Genomic DNA, 21,328 nt, shown 5'->3' with positions numbered 1-21,328 from the left:
TCTATGCGATCCATGTCCATTTCGAACCTCGCGCGATCCCTGCTTTCCCTGCTGGCCGTTCAGGGATTGGACGAAGGCGACGCCTTCGACGCCGTGCCCGGCCAACGCACCGCCCTGACGCGTGATGGCGAACCGCTGGTGACCTTCATTCTCGACGGCGTCGCCGCACGCATCGGACCCAACGAGACACTGTCACGTGGTCTGGCCTCAAGCGACGATCTGATCAACTTCGATGCGGTGCTGGGGCGGGGCGAAAAGGAAGTCGCCCTGTGGCTGACGGCGGGACGGTTCCTGACGGTGCCGGCGCGACGGTTGGTCCAGCGCATCGATCGTGACACCCTGGTCGAGGCGACCCTGACCGACCTTCGTCAACGCAACGCCGCCCTTCAGGCCGAGCTGGGGCGTCATGCCGAGCTCAAGGTGACCCAACGCCTGGCCGCCCTTATCCTTGACGTTCACGACCAGGGCGGCGGCGACACGGTATCCCTGCGCCAGAGCGACCTGGCCGACCTGATGGCGGTGCGGCGCGCCAGCGTCTCGACCGCCTGCACCGAACTGTGTGCGGCCGGCGCGCTGCGCCTGCGGCGCGGCGCGATTCAGATCGCCGATGTGGAGGCCCTGCGCGAGACGGCGATCTCGCCTCACTCCACCGTGACGGACTTGGCCAGATTGCGGGGCTGATCGACGTCGGTGCCCTTCTGAACGGCGGTGTAATAGGCCAGCAGCTGGACCGGCACGGCATAGACCAGCGGCGCGATCAGGGGATGGCAGTCAGGCGCATGGATGCGGCGGATGCCGGCGCCGTGCGGGTCTGGCGCTTTTTCAGGGGCGATCATGATGACAGGACCGCCGCGCGCGGCGACTTCCTGCAGGTTCGAAGCGGTCTTTTCGAACACCTCGTCCAGCGGGGCCAGGGCGATGGTCGGCGTCTCCTCGTCGATCAGGGCGATGGGACCGTGCTTCAGCTCGCCGGCGGCATAGCCCTCGGCGTGGATATAGCTGATCTCCTTCAGCTTCAGCGCGCCCTCCATGGCCAGGGGGAACATGGCGCCCCGGCCCAGGAACAGGACGTCGTCGGCCTTGGCCAGGTCCTGAACCACCGCTCGGATGCTGTCGCCCATCGTCAGGGCCTCGGCGATCAGACGGGGGCTTTCGAACAGGGCCTTGACCAGCTCGGCCTCCCGGGCCGCATCGATCCGGCCGCGCGCCACGCCCGCTGCGACGGCCAGCGCCAGCAGGGCGGCGACCTGGGCGGTGAAGGCCTTGGTCGAGGCGACGCCGATTTCCGGCCCGGCGTGGGTGGGCCACAGCACGGCCGCCTCGCGCGCCATGGAAGAGGAATGGACGTTGACGACGGCGGCGGTGTTCAAACCCTGCGCCTTGCACCAGGTCAGGCTGGCCAGGGTGTCGGCGGTCTCGCCCGACTGGCTGACGGCGACCGCCAGGGTCTTTTGCGTCACCGCCGGGGAGCGATAGCGGAACTCGGACGCGATCTCGACGTCGCAGGGCAGACCCGCCAGCTTCTCGAAGGCGTAGCGGCCGATCTGACCGGCGTAGAAGGCGGTGCCGCAGGCGACGATCTGGATGCGGTCGATGGCGGCGAAATCGACGGTGTTGGTCTTGGCCGTGCCGGTCACCAGGTCGAGATATTCCGACAAGGTGTGCTGGACGCTGTCGGGCTGTTCATGGATTTCCTTTTCCATGAAGTGGCGATATTCGCCCTTCTCGACCATGGCCGAGGAGGCCGAGACCTGGACCACTGCGCGATCGACCGGCTTTCCGGTCACGTCGAACATCTGGGCCCCGGCCTTGGTCACGGCGACGTAATCGCCCTCTTCCAAATAGGAAATCTTCTGGGTGAACGGGCCCACGGCCAGCGCGTCCGAACCCAGATACATCTCGTCCTCGCCCCAGCCGACCACCAAGGGACTGCCGCGCCGGGCGCCCAGGATCAGGTCGTTCGTCCCGTCGATCAGCACCGCCAGCGCATAGGCGCCGGTCAGGCGGTCCAGCGTGATCTTGAACGCCTCCAGGGGGCTGCGGCCCGTGTTCAGTTCGGCGTCCAGCAGGTGGGCGATGACCTCGGTGTCGGTCTGGCTTTCGAAGACATGGCCCTCGGCGGCCAGTTCCGCCTTCAGCTCGGCGAAGTTCTCGATGATGCCGTTGTGGACCAGGGTGACGCGCCCGGCCTTGTGCGGGTGGGCGTTCGCCGTCGTGGGCGCGCCGTGGGTGGCCCAGCGGGTATGGCCGATGCCGACCGTCGCCGTCATCGGCTGTTCGGCCAGAACGGCCTCCAGATTGCGGATCTTGCCCTGGGCCCGGCGACGCTCGACCGCGCCATCGACAACGGCGGCGACGCCGGCGGAGTCATAGCCGCGGTACTCCAGCCGCTTCAGGCTGTCGATCAGCCGGGGAACGACAGGTCCGTTGCCGGTGACGCCGATGATGCCGCACATAAGCGAAGGCTCCGAGAGGTCAGGGAAAGGGGCGCCGCTTTGCACTGGCGGCGATCCGGGGCTAAGCCACACATCAAGCCCCACCGGCCGTCTATGCAATCTTAAGGCGGGCCGCATCAAAAAAGGGGTTTCGGAACGTTACCCGAAACAAAGGACCAGGCCTTGGGCGACAGAAAATACTTCGGCACCGACGGCATTCGCGGGCGTGCCAACACCTATCCGATGACGGCAGAGGTCGCGCTGCGCGTGGGTCTGGCCGCCGGGAAATTGTTCCGAACCGACGATGACCGCCGCCATCTGGTGGTGATCGGCAAGGACACCCGTCTGTCGGGCTATACGATCGAGCCGGCTCTGGTCGCCGGCTTCGCCTCGGTCGGCATGGACGTGCGCACCTTCGGCCCCGTTCCCACGCCGGGGGTGGCCATGCTGACCCGGTCGATGCGCGCCGACCTGGGGGTGATGATTTCGGCCTCGCACAACGACTATGCCGACAACGGGATCAAGCTGTTCGGGCCGGACGGCTACAAGCTGTCGGACGAGATCGAGCTGAAGATCGAGGCCATGATGGACCAAGGCCTGGACCAGGGTCTGGCGCCGTCAAACAAGCTGGGTCGGGTCAAGCGGATCGACGACGCCCAGGCCCGCTATATCGAGATCGCCAAACAGGCCTTCCCCAAGCGGCTGACGCTGCAAGGTCTGCGCATCGCGGTCGATTGCGCCAACGGCGCCGGCTACAAGGTCGCGCCCACCACCCTGTTCGAACTGGGCGCCGAGGTCTTCCCCGTCGGGGTGACCCCGAACGGGACCAACATCAACGCCGAATGCGGCTCGACCCATCCGGCGACCCTGGTCGATGCGGTCAAACGCTACCGCGCCGACATCGGCATCGCCCTGGACGGCGACGCCGACCGGTTGATCATCTGCGACGAAAAGGGCCAGGTCGTGGACGGGGACCAGATCATGGCCTTGGTCGGTCTGGACTGGGCCAGACGCGGCCTCCTGACCGGCGGCGGCGTGGTCGCCACCGTCATGTCCAACCTGGGGCTCGAACGGAAGCTGAAGTCAGAAGGCCTGACGCTGGAGCGGACCAAGGTCGGCGACCGCTATGTGATGGAGCGGATGCGCGAGGGCGGCTTCAACATCGGCGGCGAACAGTCGGGCCATATCATCCTGCACGACCACGCCACGACCGGCGACGGCCTGATGGCGGCGCTGCAGGTGCTGGCCGTCCTGGTCGAATCCGGCAAGCCGATGAGCGAACTGGCCCGCCAGTTCGATCCGGTGCCGCAAAAGCTTGAGAACGTCCGCTTCACCGCCGAAAAGCCGCTGGAGACCGACACGGTCAAGGCCGCCATCGCCGAGGCCGAGGCGGCGCTGAAGGGTCAGGGGCGGCTGCTGGTGCGACCGTCGGGCACGGAAAAACTGATCCGCGTCATGGCGGAAGGCGACGACGAGGCGCTGGTGAAGCGGGTGGTGGCGGATGTCGCCGGCGCGGTGCGCGCCGCCGGCTGAGGGTCGACCCTTAAGGCTTGCACGCCGCCGGCGGATCGCCGTCGCGTTCCCACAGCTTGCAGGACCGGTCGATCTCGCCCTGGATCAGGTCGCAAGGGTTGGCGGCGTTGCAGGGCGGGCGCGTCGCCGGGCTGACCTGGATGCAGCGCTCGACCAGGCGGGCCGAGGCGGCGGCCCCGATGGCTTCACGACACGGAACTTCGCTGACCGGAACCGGCTGAGGCGCCATGTCCGGCCCCTCGGGGATGCCGGCCTGGGGCTCCTCGGCGGGCTTTGCCGGCGCCTTAGCCGGAGCATCCGCCTTGGCAGCCGGCGGAGCGACCGGCGCGGTTTCCGACTGTAGAGGAACTGCATCGATCACGTCGGTGTTCGACGCCGACTCATTGGACGCGGGCGCTCCGGGGCCGGAGGGCTGACAGCCGGCCATCAGCACGGCGCAGACGGCAAGCGAAAGCCATTGGGATCGACGCATCGACTTGTCTCCGGTCAGGACCAACCGGGCAAGAATGCCTGCCTGCGACCGAGGGCGAAACCCCCTATCGCTTCACGGCCGCCAGCGCCGCCTTCTGCAAGGCGAACAGTTCGGTGCAGCCGGTCTCGGCCAGCGAGAACAGCCGGTCGAACTCGGCGCGCGAGAAACCGCGCTTCTCGCCCGTGGCCTGGACCTCGACGATCTGGCCCGAACCGGTCAGGACGAAGTTCGAATCCGCCTCGGCCTCGGAGTCCTCTTCGTAATCCAGGTCCAGAACGGGCACGCCGTTGCAGATGCCGCACGACACGGCCGCCACCTGGTCCAGGATCGGGTCGGATTTCAGCACGCCCTCGTCGCGCAGATAGTTCAGGGCCGAGGCCATGGCGACCCAGGCGCCGGTGATGGAGGCCGTGCGGGTGCCGCCGTCGGCCTGGATCACGTCACAGTCCAGCACGACCTGACGCTCGCCCAGGGCCTTCAGATCGACGACAGCGCGCAGGCTACGGCCGATCAGGCGCTGAATCTCCTGCGTCCGGCCCGACTGCTTGCCGGCGGCGGCTTCGCGGCGGCCGCGGGTGTGGGTGGCGCGGGGCAGCATGCCGTATTCCGCCGTGACCCAACCCTGGCCCTTGCCGCGCATCCAGCCGGGAATGCTCTCCTCGACCGAGGCGGTCACCAGCACCTTGGTGTGGCCGAAGGTGATCAGGCACGAGCCCTCGGCATAGCGGTTGACGCCGGTCTCGATGGTCACGGGACGCAGTTGGTCGTCGGTGCGTTGCGAATGGCGCATGATGAGTCCTTGGAAGCTGAGGCGGCGGTGCTTATCCTGAAACCGTGAGCCTGTATGCCCCCAAAACCCCGCCGTTCGATGGCGCCCAATCCCCAGGCATGGCCTTAGCGGGACTGGCGGGGCTGGACGCACGCGCCCGCGACATCTTCCGCCGCATCGTCGAGAGCTATCTGGAGACGGGCGAGCCGGTCGGATCGCGCACCCTGTCGCTGGGCGGGATCGCCCTGTCCCCGGCCTCGATCCGCAACACGATGCAGGACCTGACCCTGGCCGGGCTGCTGGCTGCGCCGCATACCTCGGCGGGGCGTATCCCGACCCACGCCGGCCTGCGGCTGTTCGTGGACGGCCTCTTGGAAGTCGGTGACCTGACCAAGGAAGAGCGGCGCGAGATCGACGGACGGCTGGCGGGGCGCGGGCGCAACTTCGAATCCGCCTTGGACGAGGCGTCCAACCTGTTGTCCGGCCTGGCTGGGGGCGCGGGGGTGGTTTCCAGCCCCGTGCGCGATTCCGGGGTCAAGCACGTCGAGTTCGTGGCCCTGGGCGGGGATCAGGCCCTGGCGGTGATCGTCGCCGACGACGGCACGGTCGAGAACCGGATCATGACCCTGTCGGCGGGCGTCACGCCGTCCACCTTGGTCGAGGCCTCCAACTTCCTCAATGCGCGCCTGCGCGGCCGGCCCTTCGCCGACGCCAAGCGCGAGATGACGCACGAGCTTGAAATCGCCCGGCGCGAACTGGACCAGACCGCGGCCCGCCTGGTCGAGGACGGGTTCGCCGCCTGGTCAGGGGGCCCCGACCGCGAGCGCGCCCTGATCGTGCGAGGACGGGCCAATCTGCTGCAGGACGGCGAGGGGCTGGCGGACCTGGAGCGAGTGCGCGTCCTGTTCGACGACCTGGAGCAGAAGGAACAGCTGATCGGCCTGCTGGACGGCGTCGATGCGGCCCAGGGCGTGCGCATTTTCATCGGCGCGGAAACACGGTTGTTTTCACTTTCGGGTTCCGCCGTGATCGCGGCGCCCTATATGAGCGGCCGACAAAGGGTTCTGGGCGCCATCGGCGTCATAGGCCCCGCAAGACTGAACTACGCCCGTGTCATTCCGTTGGTGGACTATACCGCCCGGGTGCTGGGCCGGATGCTGGACGGGAACGACAAGTGAGCGACAAACCCCTTAACGACGAATTCGACGCCCTGGATGCGGCCGAGACCGACGCCGAACACGGCCTGGACGCCCACCCTTCTGAAAATCGGGGTGACGATCTGACGCCCCTGGACGCCGTCATCGCCGAGCGCGACGAGTGGAAGGACCGCGCCCTGCGCGTCGCCGCCGAGATGGAGAACCTGAAGCGCCGTTCGGAGACGCAACAGAACGACGCCCGCGCCTTCGCCATCCAGCGCTTCGCCAAGGACCTGCTGGGCGTGGCCGACAATCTGGAACGCGCCCTGATGGCCGCGCCCAAGGACGCCGAGGGCGCCACCGCCGGCCTGGTGACCGGGCTGGAACTGACCCAGAAGGCCCTGCTTCAAGCCTTCGACAGCAATGGCCTGAAGCGCGTCGCGCCGGAAGCCGGCGAAGCCTTCAACCCGCACCTTCACCAGGCGATGATGGAACAGCCGTCGGACACGGTGCCCGCCGGATCGGTGCTCCAGACCATGCAGTCGGGCTTCGAACTGTTCGGCCGCACCGTCCGTCCCGCCATGGTCATCGTCGCCGCCAAGGGCTCCGGCGCGCAAAGCCCCAACCCCTACGGCGCCGCGCAGGCGCCCGAAGGTCAGGCCTTCGACGGCAAGGCCTGATCCCGGGTCAGCGGGCGGCGTCGGTCAGAACTGACGCCGCCAGGCCCCGATCAGTGCGAACTCCAGCGCGGCGTCCGCCACATGGCGCGGCTCGCGGCTGGCCACGGCCTGCAATGTCATGCTGGAGCCGTCCCACAGCCGACGCTCGCCGCCCAGGATGAAGTCGATCTGGCGACCGCTGGGCGACGCCGAGAAGCTGCGCCGCGAATAGGTCAGCGGGTCGAAATATTCGACCGGCACATCGGCCAGCAGCGCCAAGAAGGTCCCGCTCTCGATCCGAAGCGGCTGCGACAGGGTGAAGCTGATCCGGTCGCATACCATCGTACAGCCGGTCAGCAGGCCCAGCCGCCAGTTCGAACTGATCGCCGCCTGATCCATCGACAGGAACCGTCCCTCGATCTGCGTCGACCCCATGCCCGCTTCGCCGATCAGTCGCAGACCCGGCCTCAACGTCCAGTCGCCGCCCACGGCATAGAAGCTGGTGCGCGACGGCAGGGCGAAGTCCGACCCGCCGGGCAGGAAGGCGCCCAAGGGCCCAAGACGTTCATCCAAGGCGCCGACGCTGAACGACAGGCCGCCCTCGGCGCCCCGCCATCCGATCGCCGCCCGACTATAGGTCGAGGCGTCCTCCTCCACGCGGCGCAGGGGCATGCGGCGGTCGCCGCCGCCGCTTTCGGCCGACACGGTCACGGCGCCGAACCGCATCGCGCCGCGCACCGCATGGTCGGCCTGGGCCAGGGATGCAAACCCATCGCCGGCCGAGCCTTCGAACGGCGACGCCGCCCCGCCCTTGCCCTGCCAGACGGAGAAGTTCATCCGGCCGGTTTCCAGGTCCAGCATCGCCTCCTGGCGCGGTTCGTCGCCCATCCACGGCGCATCATAGAGGTCGTGGCGCGGCGCCACGGGTTCGGGCGTCGCGCTGGGCTGGGCCGCGATCAGGTTCAGCCGTCCGCCGCCCGGTAGGGCCAGGGTGGTGGTGGCGGTGGTGTTCTGTTCGAAGGGCGCGGCCTGATAGGATCGGCTGGGCGCCGTCGGATAGGCCCCGCCAAGCTGGACCGCGAACATCCGGTCATAGGCGTCGTACAGCACCGTGTTCAGCGCGCTCTGACGCAGGAAGGCGTCGCCGAAGGCCGCCCCGACGAAACTGCCCGGCTCGCTGAGGGTCACGATGGAGCTTCCGTCCGCCATCGGGGTCGAGGTCGTGCCGACCGGCCGGAAGGCGCCGGCCATGTCCAGCAGGCCACGTCCATAGACGATGTCGGTTCCTGGATCACCCGCATCCCGCGCCGTATCGACTAGAATGGCCAAGGCTGCCCGAGCAGTCAGATTGGGGAAGGCCTGCATCAGCAGGGCCAGGGCTCCCGAGACATGGGGCGCCGAAAACGATGTGCCGTTGACCCGCCAGCAGGACGTGCCTTCGCAGCCGGTGATGACGTCTTCGCCCGGCGCTGAAATATAACCGACCGCCGTATCGCCGGCCCGGTTGGAGAAGCTGGACATCACATCGGTCGCGCCATGCGAACCAACGGCGATCACGCTGCCGGCGAAGCGGGGGTCGATGGCGTAGCGCGCAGGCCAGCCGGGATTGGCCTCGCCGTCATTGCCCGACGAGGCCACGATCACTGCGCCGGAGTTCACGGCGCGCAGCAGCGCCGCCTCGAACGCCGACCCCAGCCGCCCGTCGCCGCCCAGCGACATGTTGATGATCTTGACCCCGTTGGCTACGGCGTAGTCCAGGGCGCGCACCAGGTCCGAACTGCTGAAACAGACCTCGGTGTTCTTGTCCGTGCAGTCCGAGATGTCGGTGCGGATCGACAGGATGGTCGACTGATAGGCCACGCCGATCGTGCCGAAGCCGTTGAAGTTCGAGGCGATGACCCCCGACACCCGCGTGCCGTGGCTGCCTGAGGCGACATAGGGGGTGTTGCGGCCCGCGACCACGTCGGTCGAGGCGCTGGATATCCGCCCTTCGAGCTCGGGCAGGGTGTTGGCGATGCCGGAATCGACGACGGCGACGGTGACGCCCGAGCCGGTCGCCCCGGCCTGCCAGGCGACCTGGGCCTTCATATTGGCCAGGCCATAGTTCCGCAGATATTCGCTCGATGTCACCGAGGGCGGCGGCGGGGGTGGCGGAGGAGGAGGCGGGGGCGGGGGTGGCGGAGGAGGAGGCGGTGGAACAGGGGGCGTGATCGTGCCACCACCACCACCGCCGCCTCCCCCGCCGCCGCACGCGGCCAGCGGAAGGAACAGCAGGCTCAGGCCCAGAACGACCACTCCGCGACGCCGCAATCCGTTCATATCCAACCCCTCACTCAGGCCGCCCTCCGCAGCCTTCACATCAGTAACGCCCTAATTCTTTAACGCTTTATCGAAGGTCGCCAGCAGTTTGGACCAGCCGTCCCTGGCGTCCGTCTCGGAATAGCTGGCGCGGTAATCGGCGTGGAAACCGTGCTGGGCGTCGGGATAGACGACGATCTGGCTGCCGCTCTGGCCCGCACGGGCCAGGGCCTCGCGCATACGCTCCACGCTGGCCAGCGGAATGCCCTGATCCTTGCCGCCATAGAGGCCCAGCACCGGCGCCTTGAGGTCGTCGGCGATATCGACCGGCCAGGGTTGACCCGACGAGATCTGCACCGGCGTCGCATCGGCGGCGGGCGCCAGACGGCCGTACCAGGCCACGCCGGCGCCGATGGCGGCGAAGCGGGCCGCCGCCTGCCACACCACCTTGCCGCCCCAGCAATAGCCGGTGATCCCGACCTTGCCGTCCTTGGCCCACGCCTGCTGGCTGGCCCACTCCAGCGTCGCCGACAGGTCGCCCATCACCTGCTCATAGTTCGCGGCGCCGACGATCTGCATGATCCGCTGCATGTCCGACAGGGGCGCGGGATCCTCGACCCGGTTGAAGAAGGCGGGCGCGATGGCGGCATAGCCCTGTTTGGCCAGGCGGCGGCAAATGTCGCGGATATATTCGTGGACGCCGAAGATCTCGGACACGACGACGACGACCGGAAAAGGCCCCTCGCCCGTCGGCCGCGCGACATAGGCCGGAAGCTGGAACCCGTCCGGCGCGGCATAGGTCGTGGTCTCCGTGGCAAGACCCGCGTCGTCGGTCGTGATCGGCTTGGCCTCCTTGGCCAGGGCCGCGACGGCATAGCCGGAGAACAACAGCCCCCCGAGCGCCCCCAGGCTTCGTCGGCTCAGCTTCAGGTCGTCGGCGGTCTGGCCTTCGGGACGGATCAGAACGGTCATCGGCAGGGGCTCCGGTCATCTGTCAGATGAGCTGACAGTGGCCCCGGCCGTTATCCGCGTCCAGTCACGAAGACGCGCAAGGAAGGGCGCTCAAGCAGCGAGACGCCGCGCGTCGAGCGGTAGCGCCCTTCCTTCCCAGATCAGTGCCTGAAGACGCGCACGCCGGTGAAGGCCATGGCGATGCCCTTTTCGTCGGCGGCGGCGATGACCTCGGCGTCGCGCATCGAGCCGCCGGGTTGGATCACCGCCGTGGCGCCGGCCGCGACCGCTTCCAGCAGGCCGTCGGCGAAGGGGAAGAAGGCTTCGGAGGCGCAGGCCGAACCCTCGGCCAGGGACTGGGTCAGACCCTTGGCTTCTCCGGCCTCCTTGGCGCGGATGGCGGCGATGCGGGCGCTGTCGAGGCGGTTCATCTGACCGGCGCCGATGCCGGCCGTCTGGCCGTCCTTGGCGTAGACGATGGCGTTGGACTTGACGTGTTTGGCCACGGTGAAGGCGAACAGCATGTCCTGGATCTCGGTCGGCGTCGGCTGGCGCTGGGTGACGATCTTCAGGTCCGACGGCTTGATCAGCGACCGGTCGCGGCTCTGAACCAGGAAACCGCCGGCGACCGAGCGGAAGACCTCGCCCGGCCCATGCGGGTCAGGCAGGCCGTCCGTGATCAGCAGACGCAGGTTCTTCTTGGCGGCGAAGACGGCCTTGGCTTCCTGGTTGGCGCCGGGGGCGATGACCACTTCGGTGAAGATGCCGGTGATGGCGCGGGCGTCGTCGCCGTTCAGCGGGCGGTTGACAGCGATCACGCCCCCAAAAGCGGAGACGGCGTCGCATTCCAGCGCGCGGGCGTAGGCTTCCGAAAGATCCTTGCCCACGGCCACGCCGCAGGGGTTGGCGTGTTTGACGATGACGACGGCGGGCTGTTCGAACTCGGCGACCAGCTCATAGGCGGCGTCGGCGTCGGCGATGTTGTTGTAGCCCAGCTCCTTGCCCTGGATCTGGGTCGCATGGGCCACGCCCGGACGGGCCTCGCCGGTGCGATAGAAGGCGCCGGTCTGGTGCGGGTTCTCGCCGTAGCGCAGGGTCTGGGCCAGCGAACCGGCGATGGACTTGCGGGCCGGGGCGACGTCCTCGACCTGGCTTGCGAACCAGCCGGAGACGGCGGCGTCATAGGCGGCGGTGCGGGCGAAGGCGCGGGCGGCCAGACGTTTGCGCAGGGCCAGATCGGTCGAACCGTCCGCCTTCAACGCCTCCAGGATCAGGCCGATGGACTCGCCATCGACTGCGACGGCGACATAGCCGTGGTTCTTGGAGCCCGAACGGATCATGGCCGGGCCGCCGATGTCGATGTTCTCGACCGCCGCCTCGAACGACCCGCCCGCCGCCACGGTGGATTCGAACGGATAGAGGTCGATCCAGACGATATCGATGGCGCCGATGCCATGGTCGGTCATGGCCTGGGCATGGTCGGCCGCGTCGCGCACGCCCAGCAGGCCGCCGTGGACCACGGGGTGCAGGGTCTTGACCCGGCCGTCCATCATCTCGGGGAATCCGGTCAGATCGGCCACGTCCTTGACCGGCAGGCCGAGCTTTTCGATGGCCGCGCGTGTGCCGCCGGTCGAGACCAGTTCGACGCCCAGGTCATGCAGGGTGCGAGCGGCGTCTTCCAGCCCGGTCTTGTCGGACAAGGAGATCAGGGCGCGTTGCGGCTTCACCTGATCGGGCGCGGGCGGAAAGTCGGGAGCGGCGGGCATGAGGCGGCGTCCGTGAAGGCTGGGGGAGGATGGCGCGCCGTCTAGACCCAAACCGGCGTCACGTCACCCCACGGACGGTTTCAGCTCGGATCGCCGCTCGCGCCGGCAGGGCTCAGCTTCCAGCGGATCTTGCTCTCGCTGTCTGTCCGGGCCGAGCCGCGCACCACGATCTGCAAGCTGCGGCGCGTCAGGCCGGCGTCGATATGGACGCTGGGTTCGATGGCCACATCCGGTCCGTCGGTCCGGAACCACCAGCCCCGGCCCGAGGCGCCGCGCAGCAGGATCGAGCGGCGGTCGCGCGCCAGCGAGGCCTGTACCCCCGGCTCCAGATGGAAACGGATGGCGTAGGGGGCCGCGATCTGGCGCACCATCTCCTTGCGGCCCGGCGTCGGGAACAGCTTCTCCTCGGCCCGCAGCTCGTCCAGCCGCTGGTCGAGATACAGCCGCCGCTGATGGTTCAGGCCGAACAGCTCGTTCCAGCCATCGTGCTCCATCTCCAGCCAGACCGCGCCGTCGCCGTCGCGCAGGTCCGTCGTCACATGGATCGGCGGTCCGACCAGCCGCGGGCCCAGCAGGTCGCCCTTCCAACCGCCCAGCGGCTCGTTCAGCGACCGCTCGCCCAGGGTCAGGGTCGAATGGGCGGGCGTCAGCCGCAAAGCCTGACGATCGGTCGAGGCCGGGGTCCAGCCCGAGCCGGTCACCAGTCGGTCCTTACCGCAGGCGATCTCCAGCGCCATCGGCTGGGCGCAGGCGGCCGCGCCCCAGGCGCCTCGGGCCGGCGGGGCGGCGTCCGCCATGATGGTCAGCAGCGGGCTGGCGATGCGCGTCAGGCCGGCGACCGTGCCGGCGGGCGAATGGGCGGTATCGCCCTTGGCCGGGGCGGCCTCGTCGTCATGGGCGCGGGCCGCCGCGACCCGTTCGGCGCTGGACGGACCGCCACCCTGGAAGCTAGCCAGACGGCCGTCGGGCAGGGTCAGAAGGCGCAAGCCCTGCGTCAGCCGCGCGATGGCCGCCGAAACGCCGTCCGGCGTCGGCTCGGACAGTTGCGACAGGGCGTCGTCCAGCGTCAACAGATCGAGCAGAAGCTCCAGCCCCGCCTCGGGACTGCGCGTGGTATGACCGCCGTCGTCCTGGACCGTGGCCTTCAAGGCGCCGTCCAGCCGCCCCAGCGCGCGACGACGCAAGGCCTGCCCCGGCGCGCCGGCCAGGACGGAGCCGCCGATGGCCGCCGCCGTCAGCCTTTCGGCCCGGCTGGCCAGCCCGCCGGGCGGTCGCAGCAGCTGACGCGTCTGGCGCGCCAGGCTGTCGGCCAGCTTCAAACGCTCGGCCTCGGTCGCGACGGCGCCCATCCGACGCGCGCCGCACGCCAGATTGACCACCCGCCGCCCCAGGATTTCCGGTCCCCAGGCGAAAGGCGACCAGCGGGCGAAGGCGTCGGCCCAGGCCAGGGTCAAACGCAACGCCTCGCGCGCGCCCCGTTCTCCCTGGGCCATCAAGCCCGGCAGCCAGGCGAAGGCGTGAAGTTCAACGGCGAACGGCCGCGAGGGGCTGGGCCGGTTCCACGGATCGGACGGCGCCTCGACCTCCATCGAGGCCCCCGCCAGCATGAAACGTCCGGCCAGGACATTGCGGCCCGGCGCCGCATCATGGGGGCGGAAGTCGCGCGGCGTGGCGGCGAAGGCCGTCACCTTGCCGCCGCCCAAGGTCAGTCCATAGCCGGGCAGGCCATAGAGCTCGATCCACAGCTGTCGCGTCGCCACCCGTCCGGCGATGGCCGGCCACAGGCCTGGCCCCGCGATCGTATCGCCCGAGCGTACAGGCGTGCGCACCGGGGCGCCGGGCAGGCCGGGGATCTGGCCCGAGGCGACGTCCAGCGTGGTTTCCTGCCCGCGCGGGGCGAAGGGGCCGAGCGGACTCACAGCACGTTCTGAGGGGTGGCCGGGGCGGCTTTCAGGGCGGCGATATTGGCCGCGTAATCGCCCTTGAACACGAAGGACCCGGCGACCAGCGCATCGGCCCCGGCGGCGACGCAGGCCCCGGCGTTGGCCGAGGTCACGCCGCCGTCCACCTGCAGGTGCGCCGCCGAACCGGCCCGGTCCAGAATGGCCCGCGCGCCGGCGATCTTGCGCAGCGAACTGTCGATGAACTTCTGGCCGCCAAAGCCCGGATTGACCGACATGATCAGCACCAGATCGACCAGGTCGACCACCTCTTCCAGGATCGACAGCGGCGTCGCCGGATTGAACACCACGCCCGCCTTGGCGCCCAGCTGGCGAATGCGGCCCAGGGTGCGATGCAGGTGCGGCCCGCTCTCGGGATGGACGGTCAGGACATCGGCGCCGGCTTCGCGGAACGCCTCCAGCCACGGATCGACCGGCGCGACCATCAGGTGCACGTCGAACGGCAGGCTCGTGTGCGGCCGGATCGCCTTCACGATGTCGGGGCCAAGCGTGATGTTCGGCACGAAATGCCCATCCATCACATCGACGTGGATCCAGTCGGCGCCCGCCGCCTCCAGCGCGCGGACTTCTTCACCCAGCCGCGCGAAATCGCTGGCGAGGATCGACGGGCAGATCAGAGGGGTGAGGGCCATGGCCTTCCGGATAAGGCGGGTTGCGGGCGGGAGCAAGGCAGTCCCGCTCAGGAAACCCGTTCCAGCTTGGCGGCGAAGAAGCCGTCCAGGCCGCCGTGTTCGGCCCACATGGAGGGCAGGATGCGCAGCCAGCCTTCGGGCGTCAGGGCCTCTGGCGGGGCGCCCAGGGCGGCCGGGTCGGCGGCGACGGTGCGGAAGGCGGCGTTGCGGCGCAGGAAGGCGATGATCTGGGTCTCGCCCTCCTCGCGTTCCAGCGAACAGGTGCAATAGACCATCCGGCCGCCCGGCTTGACCCGTTCGGCGGCGACATCCAGCAGGCGGTGCTGGACATCGGCCAGTTTGGCGACCTCAGCCGGCTTGGTGGCGCGCAGGACTTCCGGGTTGCGGCGGAAGGTGCCGGTGGCGGTGCAGGGCGCGTCCAGCAGGACGGCGTCGAAGGTGCGGTCGTCGTCCCAGTCCTCGGCGGGAACGGCGATCACCTCGGCGGTCAGGCCCGTGCGCTCAAGGTTCTGGGTCAGGCGTTTCAGGCGCGGGGCCGAACGGTCCAGGGCCACGACGGACGCGCCGGCGGCGGCCAGTTGCAGGGTCTTGCCGCCCGGCGCGGCGCACATGTCCAGGGCGGTCTCGCCCGGTTTCACGTCCAGCAGGCGACCGGGCACGGCGGCGGCGGCGTCCTGAACCCACCAGTCGCCGTCGTCGAAGCCGGGCCAGGTCGCCACGTCGCCGCGACGGCCGGTGCGCACGGTTCCACCCGTTAAGGCTTCGCCCTCGACGGCGGCGGCCACGGCGGCGGGATCGACACCGGGCTTCAGGCTGAGATCGGTCGCCGGCTCTTCACGCGCGGCCAGGGCCAGACCGGCCAGCGCAGCCTCGCCATAGGTCGCCTTCCAGCGGGCGGCGATCCAGTCGGGCAGATTGCTCTCGGCCGTCGTCAGACCGGGCCCTTCACGCCCCACGCCGCGCAGCACGGCGTTGACCAGGTTCTTGTACGGCCGGGTCTTGGGATCGCGCTCGGCCAGCTTCACCGCCGTCGAGACGGCGGCGAAGGCGGGCGTCTCCAGCACCAGGGTCTGGGCCAAGGCGATGCGCATCAGGGTGCGGACCGCCTCGGGCGGGGACTTCTGCAGGCGACGGTTCAGAATCTGGTCGATCTCGCCCAGACGCCGCAGGGCCGCCATGGCGACGGCGCGGGCGAAGGCGCGGTCCACGGGCTCCAGCGCGCGGGCGGCCGGTTGAGACAGAGCTTCGTCCAGGCCGTTGCGCTTCTCAAGCGCGGCGTTCAGCAGGATGCCGGCGACCACGCGGGCCTCGACGCCGATGTCGTCCTGGGACGGGGCAGCGGCGGCGTCCACGGCCGGAGCGGGGCGCGGGCGACCCTTGACAGCCATGCGGCGCCCACGCGCCTGCGAACTCTGTCCGCCTCGTCCCTCAGCACTCATACGGCCACCTGCGCGCCCAGCTCGACCACGCGGCCGGGGGGAATATGGAAGAAGTCGGTCGGATTGGCGGCGTTGCGCATCAGGAAGATGAACAGCCGGTCCTGCCACAGGGGCATGCCCTGTCGCGCCGAGGGGATCAGCGAGCGCCGGCCCAGGAAGAAGCTGGTCGACATGATGTCGAACTTCAGCCCCTGCTTGCGGCACAGACCCAGCGCACGCGGCACGTTAGGCGTCTCCATGAAGCCGTATGTGACCGTGACCTTTTTGAAGTCGTCGTTGATCGGCTCCATCTTAACCCGGTCGGCCTCCTTGACGCGCGGCCGTTCGGAGGTGCGCACGGTCAGGATGACGTTCTTCTCGTGCAGCACCTTGTTGTGCTTGAGATTGTGCATCAGGGCGACGGGGGCGACGTCCGGGTCGCTGGTCAGGAAGATGGCCATGCCCGGCGCGCGGTGCGGCGGACGGGCCTGAAGCATCTCGATCAGGTCGTTCAGCGGCAGGCTGTCCTTGCGCGTCTTGGCGGTCAGGATCTGGGTGCCGCGCACCCAGGTCCACATGATCACCACCAGACAGGCGCCCAGCACCAGCGGCATCCAGGCGCCGTCGGGGATCTTCAGCAGGTTGGAGGTCAGGAAGACCCCGTCGATGAAGGCGAACGGAATGAGCGTTCCGGCCACCGCCCACATCGGCCATTTCCAGCCCTTGCGGATGACGGAGTAGGCCATCAGCGTATTGACCAGCATGGTCCCCGTCACCGCCACGCCGTAGGCGGCGGTCAGGTTATGCGAGCTCTGGAACACGACCAGCAGCACCAGCACCCCGATCATCAGGAAGGTGTTCACCGCCGGCACGAAGATCTGCCCGGCCTGGGTCTCGGACGTGTTCCTGATGTCGATGCGGGGCAGAAGGCCCAGTTGCACCGCCTGCTGGGTCACCGAGAAGGCGCCGGTGATCACGGCCTGCGAGGCGATCACGGTCGCGGCGGTCGCCAGGATCAGCATGGGCCAGTAGGCGAACTGGGGCACCATGTTCCAGAACGGATTTTCTGCGGCGGCCGGATTGTCCAGGATCAGGGCGCCCTGACCCAGATAGTTCAACGTCAGGCAGGGCAGGACGAAGGCCAGCCAGCCCATGCGGATCGGCGCCTTTCCGAAATGGCCCATGTCCGCATACAGGGCCTCGGCTCCGGTCACGGCCAGGAAGACGCTGCCCAGGATGATGAAGCCCAAAAAGCCATCATTGATCAGCAGCATGACGCCGTAGTGGGGCGACAGGGCGCGCAGAACGCTAATGTCGTCGAAGATATGATACAGACCCAGCGCGCCCAGGCTCAGGAACCAGACGGCGGTGATCGGCCCGAAATATTTGGCCAAGCTGGCCGTGCCGCGCGACTGGACCATGAACAGGGCGATCAGGATGCCGGCCGAGATCGGCACGATGAAGGCGTCCAGCTTGCCCGCCAGACCCGGCGCGTCCTGCAATCCCTCCACCGCCGACAGCACGGAAATAGCGGGCGTGATGATGCCGTCGCCATAGAAGAGCGCCGCGCCGCAGACGCCAAGGACAAAGATCCAGGCGCTGCGACGACCGACCGCGACCTGGGCCAGGGCCATCAGCGACAGGGTGCCGCCCTCGCCCTTGTTGTCGGCGCGCATCAGGAAGAAGACGTATTTGAACGTCACCACGACCATCAAGGCCCAAAAGGCCAGGGAGACGACGCCGATCACGGCCAGGTCCCCGCCGACGCCCGACTGGGCATGGGCGATCGCTTCGCGCAGGGCGTAAAGCGGACTGGTGCCGATGTCGCCGAACACCACGCCGATCGCGCCCACGGTCAGAGCCCAGAAGCCGCCGTGCTTGGCGATCTGGCCCCCGGGGGCGTGGGACTCGGGTCCCGTGGCGTGGGTGGGTTTGTCCGGCGTGTTCGACGCGGCGGGGAGAGCGCCCGCGTCGTGGGGAGTATCCCCGGCCATGCGTATCCTCCGGGTCTCCGACGCGGCGTCGGTCCCTTCAAAGCGGCGAGCCTTTAGGCTCATTCCGCGCGGTCTTCAATCGTGCCGAGGGGGATTCGGTTTCGGCGTTCTGCGGATCGATTTGTGATTCAGGCCATGAGCGCCTATTTTCACACTAGGAACAAAACCATGTCAGACAGCCAGCGCTTCCCCGTCGCCGCCCACGCCCTGGCCTATATGGCCCACAAGGGCGCCTATGGCCCTGCCCAGGCGGCGCCCAGCGGCGTGCTGGCCTCGTCGATCCCGACCAACCCCGTCGTGGTCCGGCGCGTCACCGCCCTTCTGGCCAAGGCCGGGCTGATCGCCACTCGTCCCGGCGCCACCGGCGGCTCGTGGCTGCTGCGCCGGCCCGAGGACATCCGGCTGGACGAGGTGCTGAAGGCCGTGAACGGCTGCGCCCACATCGGCTCGCCCCCGGCCGGGGCCAAGGGCTGCCCGATCAGCGAACATATCCCGCGTCAGGTCGCCAAGGCCCTGACCGCCGCCGACGAGGCCGCGACCGAGGCCCTGTCCAAGATCACCATCGCAGACCTGCTGGCCGAGAATCCGATCTCGCTGGCGGCCTACACGCCGCACAAGTCCTGCCCCGTCGCGGCCTGACGGTCGGATGAGCCGCACGGTTCTGGTCACCGGCGCCTCGGCCGGCATCGGCGCGGCTCTGGCTCGGATCTATGCGGCCAAGGGCTGGAACCTGATCCTGACCGCGCGTCGTGAAGGCCCGCTGCAGGCTCTGGCCGACGAACTGACCGCCGCCCATGGCGTGACGGCGACCGTCATCCCCGAAGACCTATCGGATCCAGCCGCGCCCGAACGGCTGGTCGCCGCCGTCGCATCGCGCGGCCTGAGCGTCGACGGCCTGGTCAACAATGCGGGTTTCAGCCGGGTCACCGGCTTTCTCGACACGGACCTCGCTGCCCACCGCGCCATGATCCAGGTCATGCTGACCGCGCCGGTCGAGCTGTCGCGCCTGCTGCTGCCCGGCATGATCCAGCGTGGATTTGGCCGCGTGCTGAACGTGGCCTCTCTCGCCGGCCAGATGCCCGCGACGGGGGGCGACACCCTGTATGGCCCAATCAAGAGCTTCCTGATCAAGGCGTCGCAGGGCCTGTATCTGGAGACCTTGGGAACCGGCGTCCACGTCACGGTGCTGAACCCCGGCTACACCCTGACCGAATTCCACGACGCCAACGGCTCGCGCGATCAGGTGTCCAGCGCCTATCCGGCCTGGATGTGGATGGACGCCGCCCGCGTCGCCCGGATCGGCTACGACGCCTGCGAGGCGAACCGGCCCAGCGTCACGCCCGGCGTCATGAACAACCTCATGGCCGGCCTGGCGCGATTCCTGCCCGACGGCATGGCGCTCCGCATGGTGGCGAACCACGCAAAGCGGCTAGAGCGGCTTTAGACCTTAGATGTGGATCGCGTGCCCCAGCGCCCGCAGCGACGCCTCGTGGAAGGCCTCGCCCAGGGTCGGGTGGACGTGGATCGTGCCCGCCACATCGTCCAGCACCGCCCCCATCTCCAGCATCTGGGCGAAGCTGTTGGACAGTTCCGACACATGCTGACCCACCGCTTGGATACCCAGGATGCGGTGATCCGCCTTGGAGGCGATGACGCGAACGAAGCCGCCGTCCTCGCCCGCCTCGATGGCCAGGGCCCGGCCGATGGCGGCGAAGGGGAAGACCGCCTGGATCACGTCGTCGCGGCCCGCGACATCGTTCGGGCCCAGACCGGCCGAGACGATCTCGGGCTCGGTGAAACAGACGGCGGCGATGGTGACGGGATCGAACACCCGGTCGTGGCCGGCAATGATCTCCGCGACCACCTCGCCCTGGGCCGAACCCTTGTGCGCCAGCATGGGTTCGCCGGTCAGATCGCCGACGGCCCAGACGTTCCGCATGCTGGTGGCGCAGCGGTTGTCGATCTTCACGAACGGCCCGGCCATGGCCACCCCCATGTTTTCCAGACCCCACCCTTGCGTGCGCGGACGACGGCCGACCGTCACCAGCACCTTGTCGGCGTCCAGTTGCAGCGGTTCGCCGTCCCTCGTCGTGATCGACAGCTTGCCGTCCCCGAACCCGCCGGCGCGCGCGCCTAGGTGCAGTTCCACCCCGTGCGTCTCCAGCCATTTGGCGACCGGATCGGTCAGGGCCTTGTCGTAAAGCGGCAGGATCCGCTCGGCCATTTCGACGATGGCCACCTCGGCGCCCAGCTTCCTGAAGGCGATGCCCAGCTCAAGCCCGATATAGCCGCCGCCGACGACGACCAGCTTCTTCGGCACGTCCGACAGGCTCAGCGCCTCGGTCGAGGAGATGACGTCCCCGCCGAACGGCAGGAAGGGCAGTTCGACCGGCTCCGATCCCGTGGCCAGGATGACGTGTTCGGCCGTGATGCGGATTTCGCCGTCGTCGGTCTTCACCACGCAGGTCTTGGCGTCCTCGAAGGCCGCCCAGCCCTTGATGACCTTGACCTTGGCCTTCTTCAACAGAGCCGCGACTCCCGCGTTCAGCTTACGGACGATGCCGTCCTTCCACTCGACCGTCTGTTTCAGGTCAATGGCCGGCCCCGCCGCCGTGATGCCCAGCGTCCCGCCGCCGGCAGCCCTGGCAACGGTCTCGAACTTGCCCGCCGCATGGATGATGGCCTTGGACGGAATGCAGCCGACGTTCAGGCAGGTGCCGCCCAGCCCATCGCCGCCGTCCACCAGCACGGTGTCCAGCCCCAGCTGGCCGCAACGAATGCCCGCGACGTAGCCGCCGGTGCCTGCACCGATGATGAGGACTTTGGTTTTCAGGGTCTGGGTCAACGATAGGCCTCAAGGCGGGAGCTGAACTGCGAAGGAACTTGCTGGGGCTCGAAAACGCGGACAGCGCCGGTTTCTGTTTCCATGGCCAGTACGATGTCGCCGGGTTTGACGCGTTGGAAATCAACGCAGATCATGCCCTGATAGCCGCCCAACGGACGGGCGCTTTCCGCCGCCGTCAGTATGTAGGTCTCCTGCGGCTCGCCTTGAAGCGTCTCCAGCCTGGCGATGGTCGCCCTGGACTGAATGACTTCGATGGTCGGCGTCCGGCTCGGCTCCGGCAAACGCTCCACCGTCGTCACGCGCCCGATGAACAGCGCCGGTCCATCGGCGCGTAGCAGAGACGACCAAGACGGCGGCGGCTCGGGAATGCAGGCCTGAGCCGACGAGGCGAAGACGCCGACGCTGAAGGTCAGCGCTTTGATTTTGACTTGCCGCATCACACTTCCCTTCCGATCCTGA

General features: G+C 68.6%; 18 protein-coding genes. 6 read left to right on the top strand and 12 right to left on the bottom strand.

Annotated features, from left to right (window positions below; genetic code table 11):
- The first annotated feature begins 12 nt into the window (after positions 1-12).
- Positions 13-681, top strand: a complete 669-nt coding sequence (locus ACP693_RS02090) for a Crp/Fnr family transcriptional regulator (protein WP_426019296.1) — start codon at positions 13-15, stop codon at positions 679-681.
- Here the strand turns inward: ACP693_RS02090 and glmS are convergent.
- The gene (gene glmS, locus ACP693_RS02085) at positions 642-2,456 is read right to left on the bottom strand and encodes a glutamine--fructose-6-phosphate transaminase (isomerizing) (protein WP_426019298.1); all 1,815 of its coding nucleotides are present in this window, start codon (positions 2,454-2,456) and stop codon (positions 642-644) included. The two genes, ACP693_RS02090 and glmS, sit on opposite strands and share 40 nt — an antisense overlap.
- A gap of 162 nt (positions 2,457-2,618) precedes the next feature.
- Between glmS and glmM the strand changes: the two genes are divergently transcribed.
- Positions 2,619-3,968, top strand: coding sequence for a phosphoglucosamine mutase (gene glmM, locus ACP693_RS02080; protein WP_426019299.1), 1,350 nt, complete (start codon positions 2,619-2,621; stop codon positions 3,966-3,968).
- Positions 3,969-3,978: 10 nt separating this feature from the next.
- On the opposite strand, the gene ACP693_RS02075 is transcribed toward glmM, so the two are convergent.
- Both ACP693_RS02075 and rph read right to left on the bottom strand, forming a co-directional pair.
- Positions 3,979-4,440: a hypothetical protein gene (locus ACP693_RS02075; protein ID WP_426019300.1), complete on the bottom strand. Its 462-nt coding sequence runs from the start codon at positions 4,438-4,440 to the stop codon at positions 3,979-3,981.
- A 64-nt stretch (positions 4,441-4,504) separates the two neighbouring features.
- Positions 4,505-5,230 carry a ribonuclease PH gene (gene rph, locus ACP693_RS02070; protein ID WP_426019301.1) on the bottom strand — a complete coding sequence of 242 codons (726 nt, stop codon included), beginning with the start codon at positions 5,228-5,230 and terminating at the stop codon, positions 4,505-4,507.
- A gap of 98 nt (positions 5,231-5,328) precedes the next feature.
- Here rph and hrcA point away from each other — a divergent pair, with 98 nt between their 5' ends.
- A complete protein-coding gene (gene hrcA / locus ACP693_RS02065; protein WP_426019302.1) occupies positions 5,329-6,387 on the top strand; it encodes a heat-inducible transcriptional repressor HrcA in 1,059 nt (352 codons plus the stop codon).
- Positions 6,384-7,025, top strand: a complete 642-nt coding sequence (gene grpE, locus ACP693_RS02060; protein WP_426019304.1) for a nucleotide exchange factor GrpE — start codon at positions 6,384-6,386, stop codon at positions 7,023-7,025. Before hrcA ends, grpE begins: the two co-directional genes overlap by 4 nt.
- A 24-nt stretch (positions 7,026-7,049) precedes the next feature.
- Here the strand turns inward: grpE and ACP693_RS02055 are convergent, their stop codons facing one another.
- The 7 genes from ACP693_RS02055 to ACP693_RS02025 form a co-directional block, all read right to left on the bottom strand.
- Positions 7,050-9,134 (bottom strand): S8 family peptidase, encoded by a 2,085-nt coding sequence (locus ACP693_RS02055; RefSeq protein WP_426019306.1) that lies wholly within the window; start codon positions 9,132-9,134, stop codon positions 7,050-7,052.
- 240 nt (positions 9,135-9,374) lie between these two features.
- Positions 9,375-10,274, bottom strand: coding sequence for a dienelactone hydrolase family protein (locus ACP693_RS02050; protein ID WP_426019308.1), 900 nt, complete (start codon positions 10,272-10,274; stop codon positions 9,375-9,377).
- A 140-nt stretch (positions 10,275-10,414) separates the two neighbouring features.
- Positions 10,415-12,019, bottom strand: coding sequence for a bifunctional phosphoribosylaminoimidazolecarboxamide formyltransferase/IMP cyclohydrolase (gene purH / locus ACP693_RS02045; protein WP_426019309.1), 1,605 nt, complete (start codon positions 12,017-12,019; stop codon positions 10,415-10,417).
- Between the two features lie 80 nt (positions 12,020-12,099).
- Entirely contained in the window at positions 12,100-13,938 is a 1,839-nt protein-coding gene (locus ACP693_RS02040) for a heparinase II/III family protein (RefSeq protein WP_426019311.1), read from the bottom strand.
- The gene (gene rpe / locus ACP693_RS02035; RefSeq protein WP_426019313.1) at positions 13,935-14,612 is read right to left on the bottom strand and encodes a ribulose-phosphate 3-epimerase; all 678 of its coding nucleotides are present in this window, start codon (positions 14,610-14,612) and stop codon (positions 13,935-13,937) included. The genes ACP693_RS02040 and rpe overlap by 4 nt, the downstream gene beginning before the upstream one ends.
- A 47-nt stretch (positions 14,613-14,659) precedes the next feature.
- Positions 14,660-16,000, bottom strand: a complete 1,341-nt coding sequence (locus ACP693_RS02030) for an RsmB/NOP family class I SAM-dependent RNA methyltransferase (RefSeq protein ID WP_426019315.1) — start codon at positions 15,998-16,000, stop codon at positions 14,660-14,662.
- Positions 16,001-16,047: 47 nt separating this feature from the next.
- Positions 16,048-18,024, bottom strand: coding sequence for a potassium transporter Kup (locus ACP693_RS02025; RefSeq protein WP_426019316.1), 1,977 nt, complete (start codon positions 18,022-18,024; stop codon positions 16,048-16,050).
- Positions 18,025-18,192: 168 nt separating this feature from the next.
- Between ACP693_RS02025 and ACP693_RS02020 the strand changes: the two genes are divergently transcribed.
- The gene (locus ACP693_RS02020) at positions 18,193-18,663 is read left to right on the top strand and encodes an Rrf2 family transcriptional regulator (RefSeq protein WP_372691563.1); all 471 of its coding nucleotides are present in this window, start codon (positions 18,193-18,195) and stop codon (positions 18,661-18,663) included.
- A gap of 7 nt (positions 18,664-18,670) precedes the next feature.
- Positions 18,671-19,468, top strand: coding sequence for an SDR family NAD(P)-dependent oxidoreductase (locus ACP693_RS02015; RefSeq protein ID WP_426019318.1), 798 nt, complete (start codon positions 18,671-18,673; stop codon positions 19,466-19,468).
- 3 nt (positions 19,469-19,471) lie between these two features.
- Here the strand turns inward: ACP693_RS02015 and lpdA are convergent, their stop codons facing one another.
- Entirely contained in the window at positions 19,472-20,869 is a 1,398-nt protein-coding gene (gene lpdA, locus ACP693_RS02010) for a dihydrolipoyl dehydrogenase (protein WP_426019320.1), read from the bottom strand.
- Entirely contained in the window at positions 20,866-21,306 is a 441-nt protein-coding gene (locus ACP693_RS02005; RefSeq protein ID WP_426019322.1) for a hypothetical protein, read from the bottom strand. Before ACP693_RS02005 ends, lpdA begins: the two co-directional genes overlap by 4 nt.
- Positions 21,307-21,328: the final 22 nt, after the last annotated feature.

The sequence above is a fragment of the Brevundimonas sp. TWP1-3 genome (assembly GCF_049896085.1).
Classification (GTDB): Bacteria; Pseudomonadota; Alphaproteobacteria; order Caulobacterales; family Caulobacteraceae; genus Brevundimonas.
Note: the sequence above shows the minus strand (reverse complement) of the source record. Positions and strands in the feature narration are given on the sequence as shown.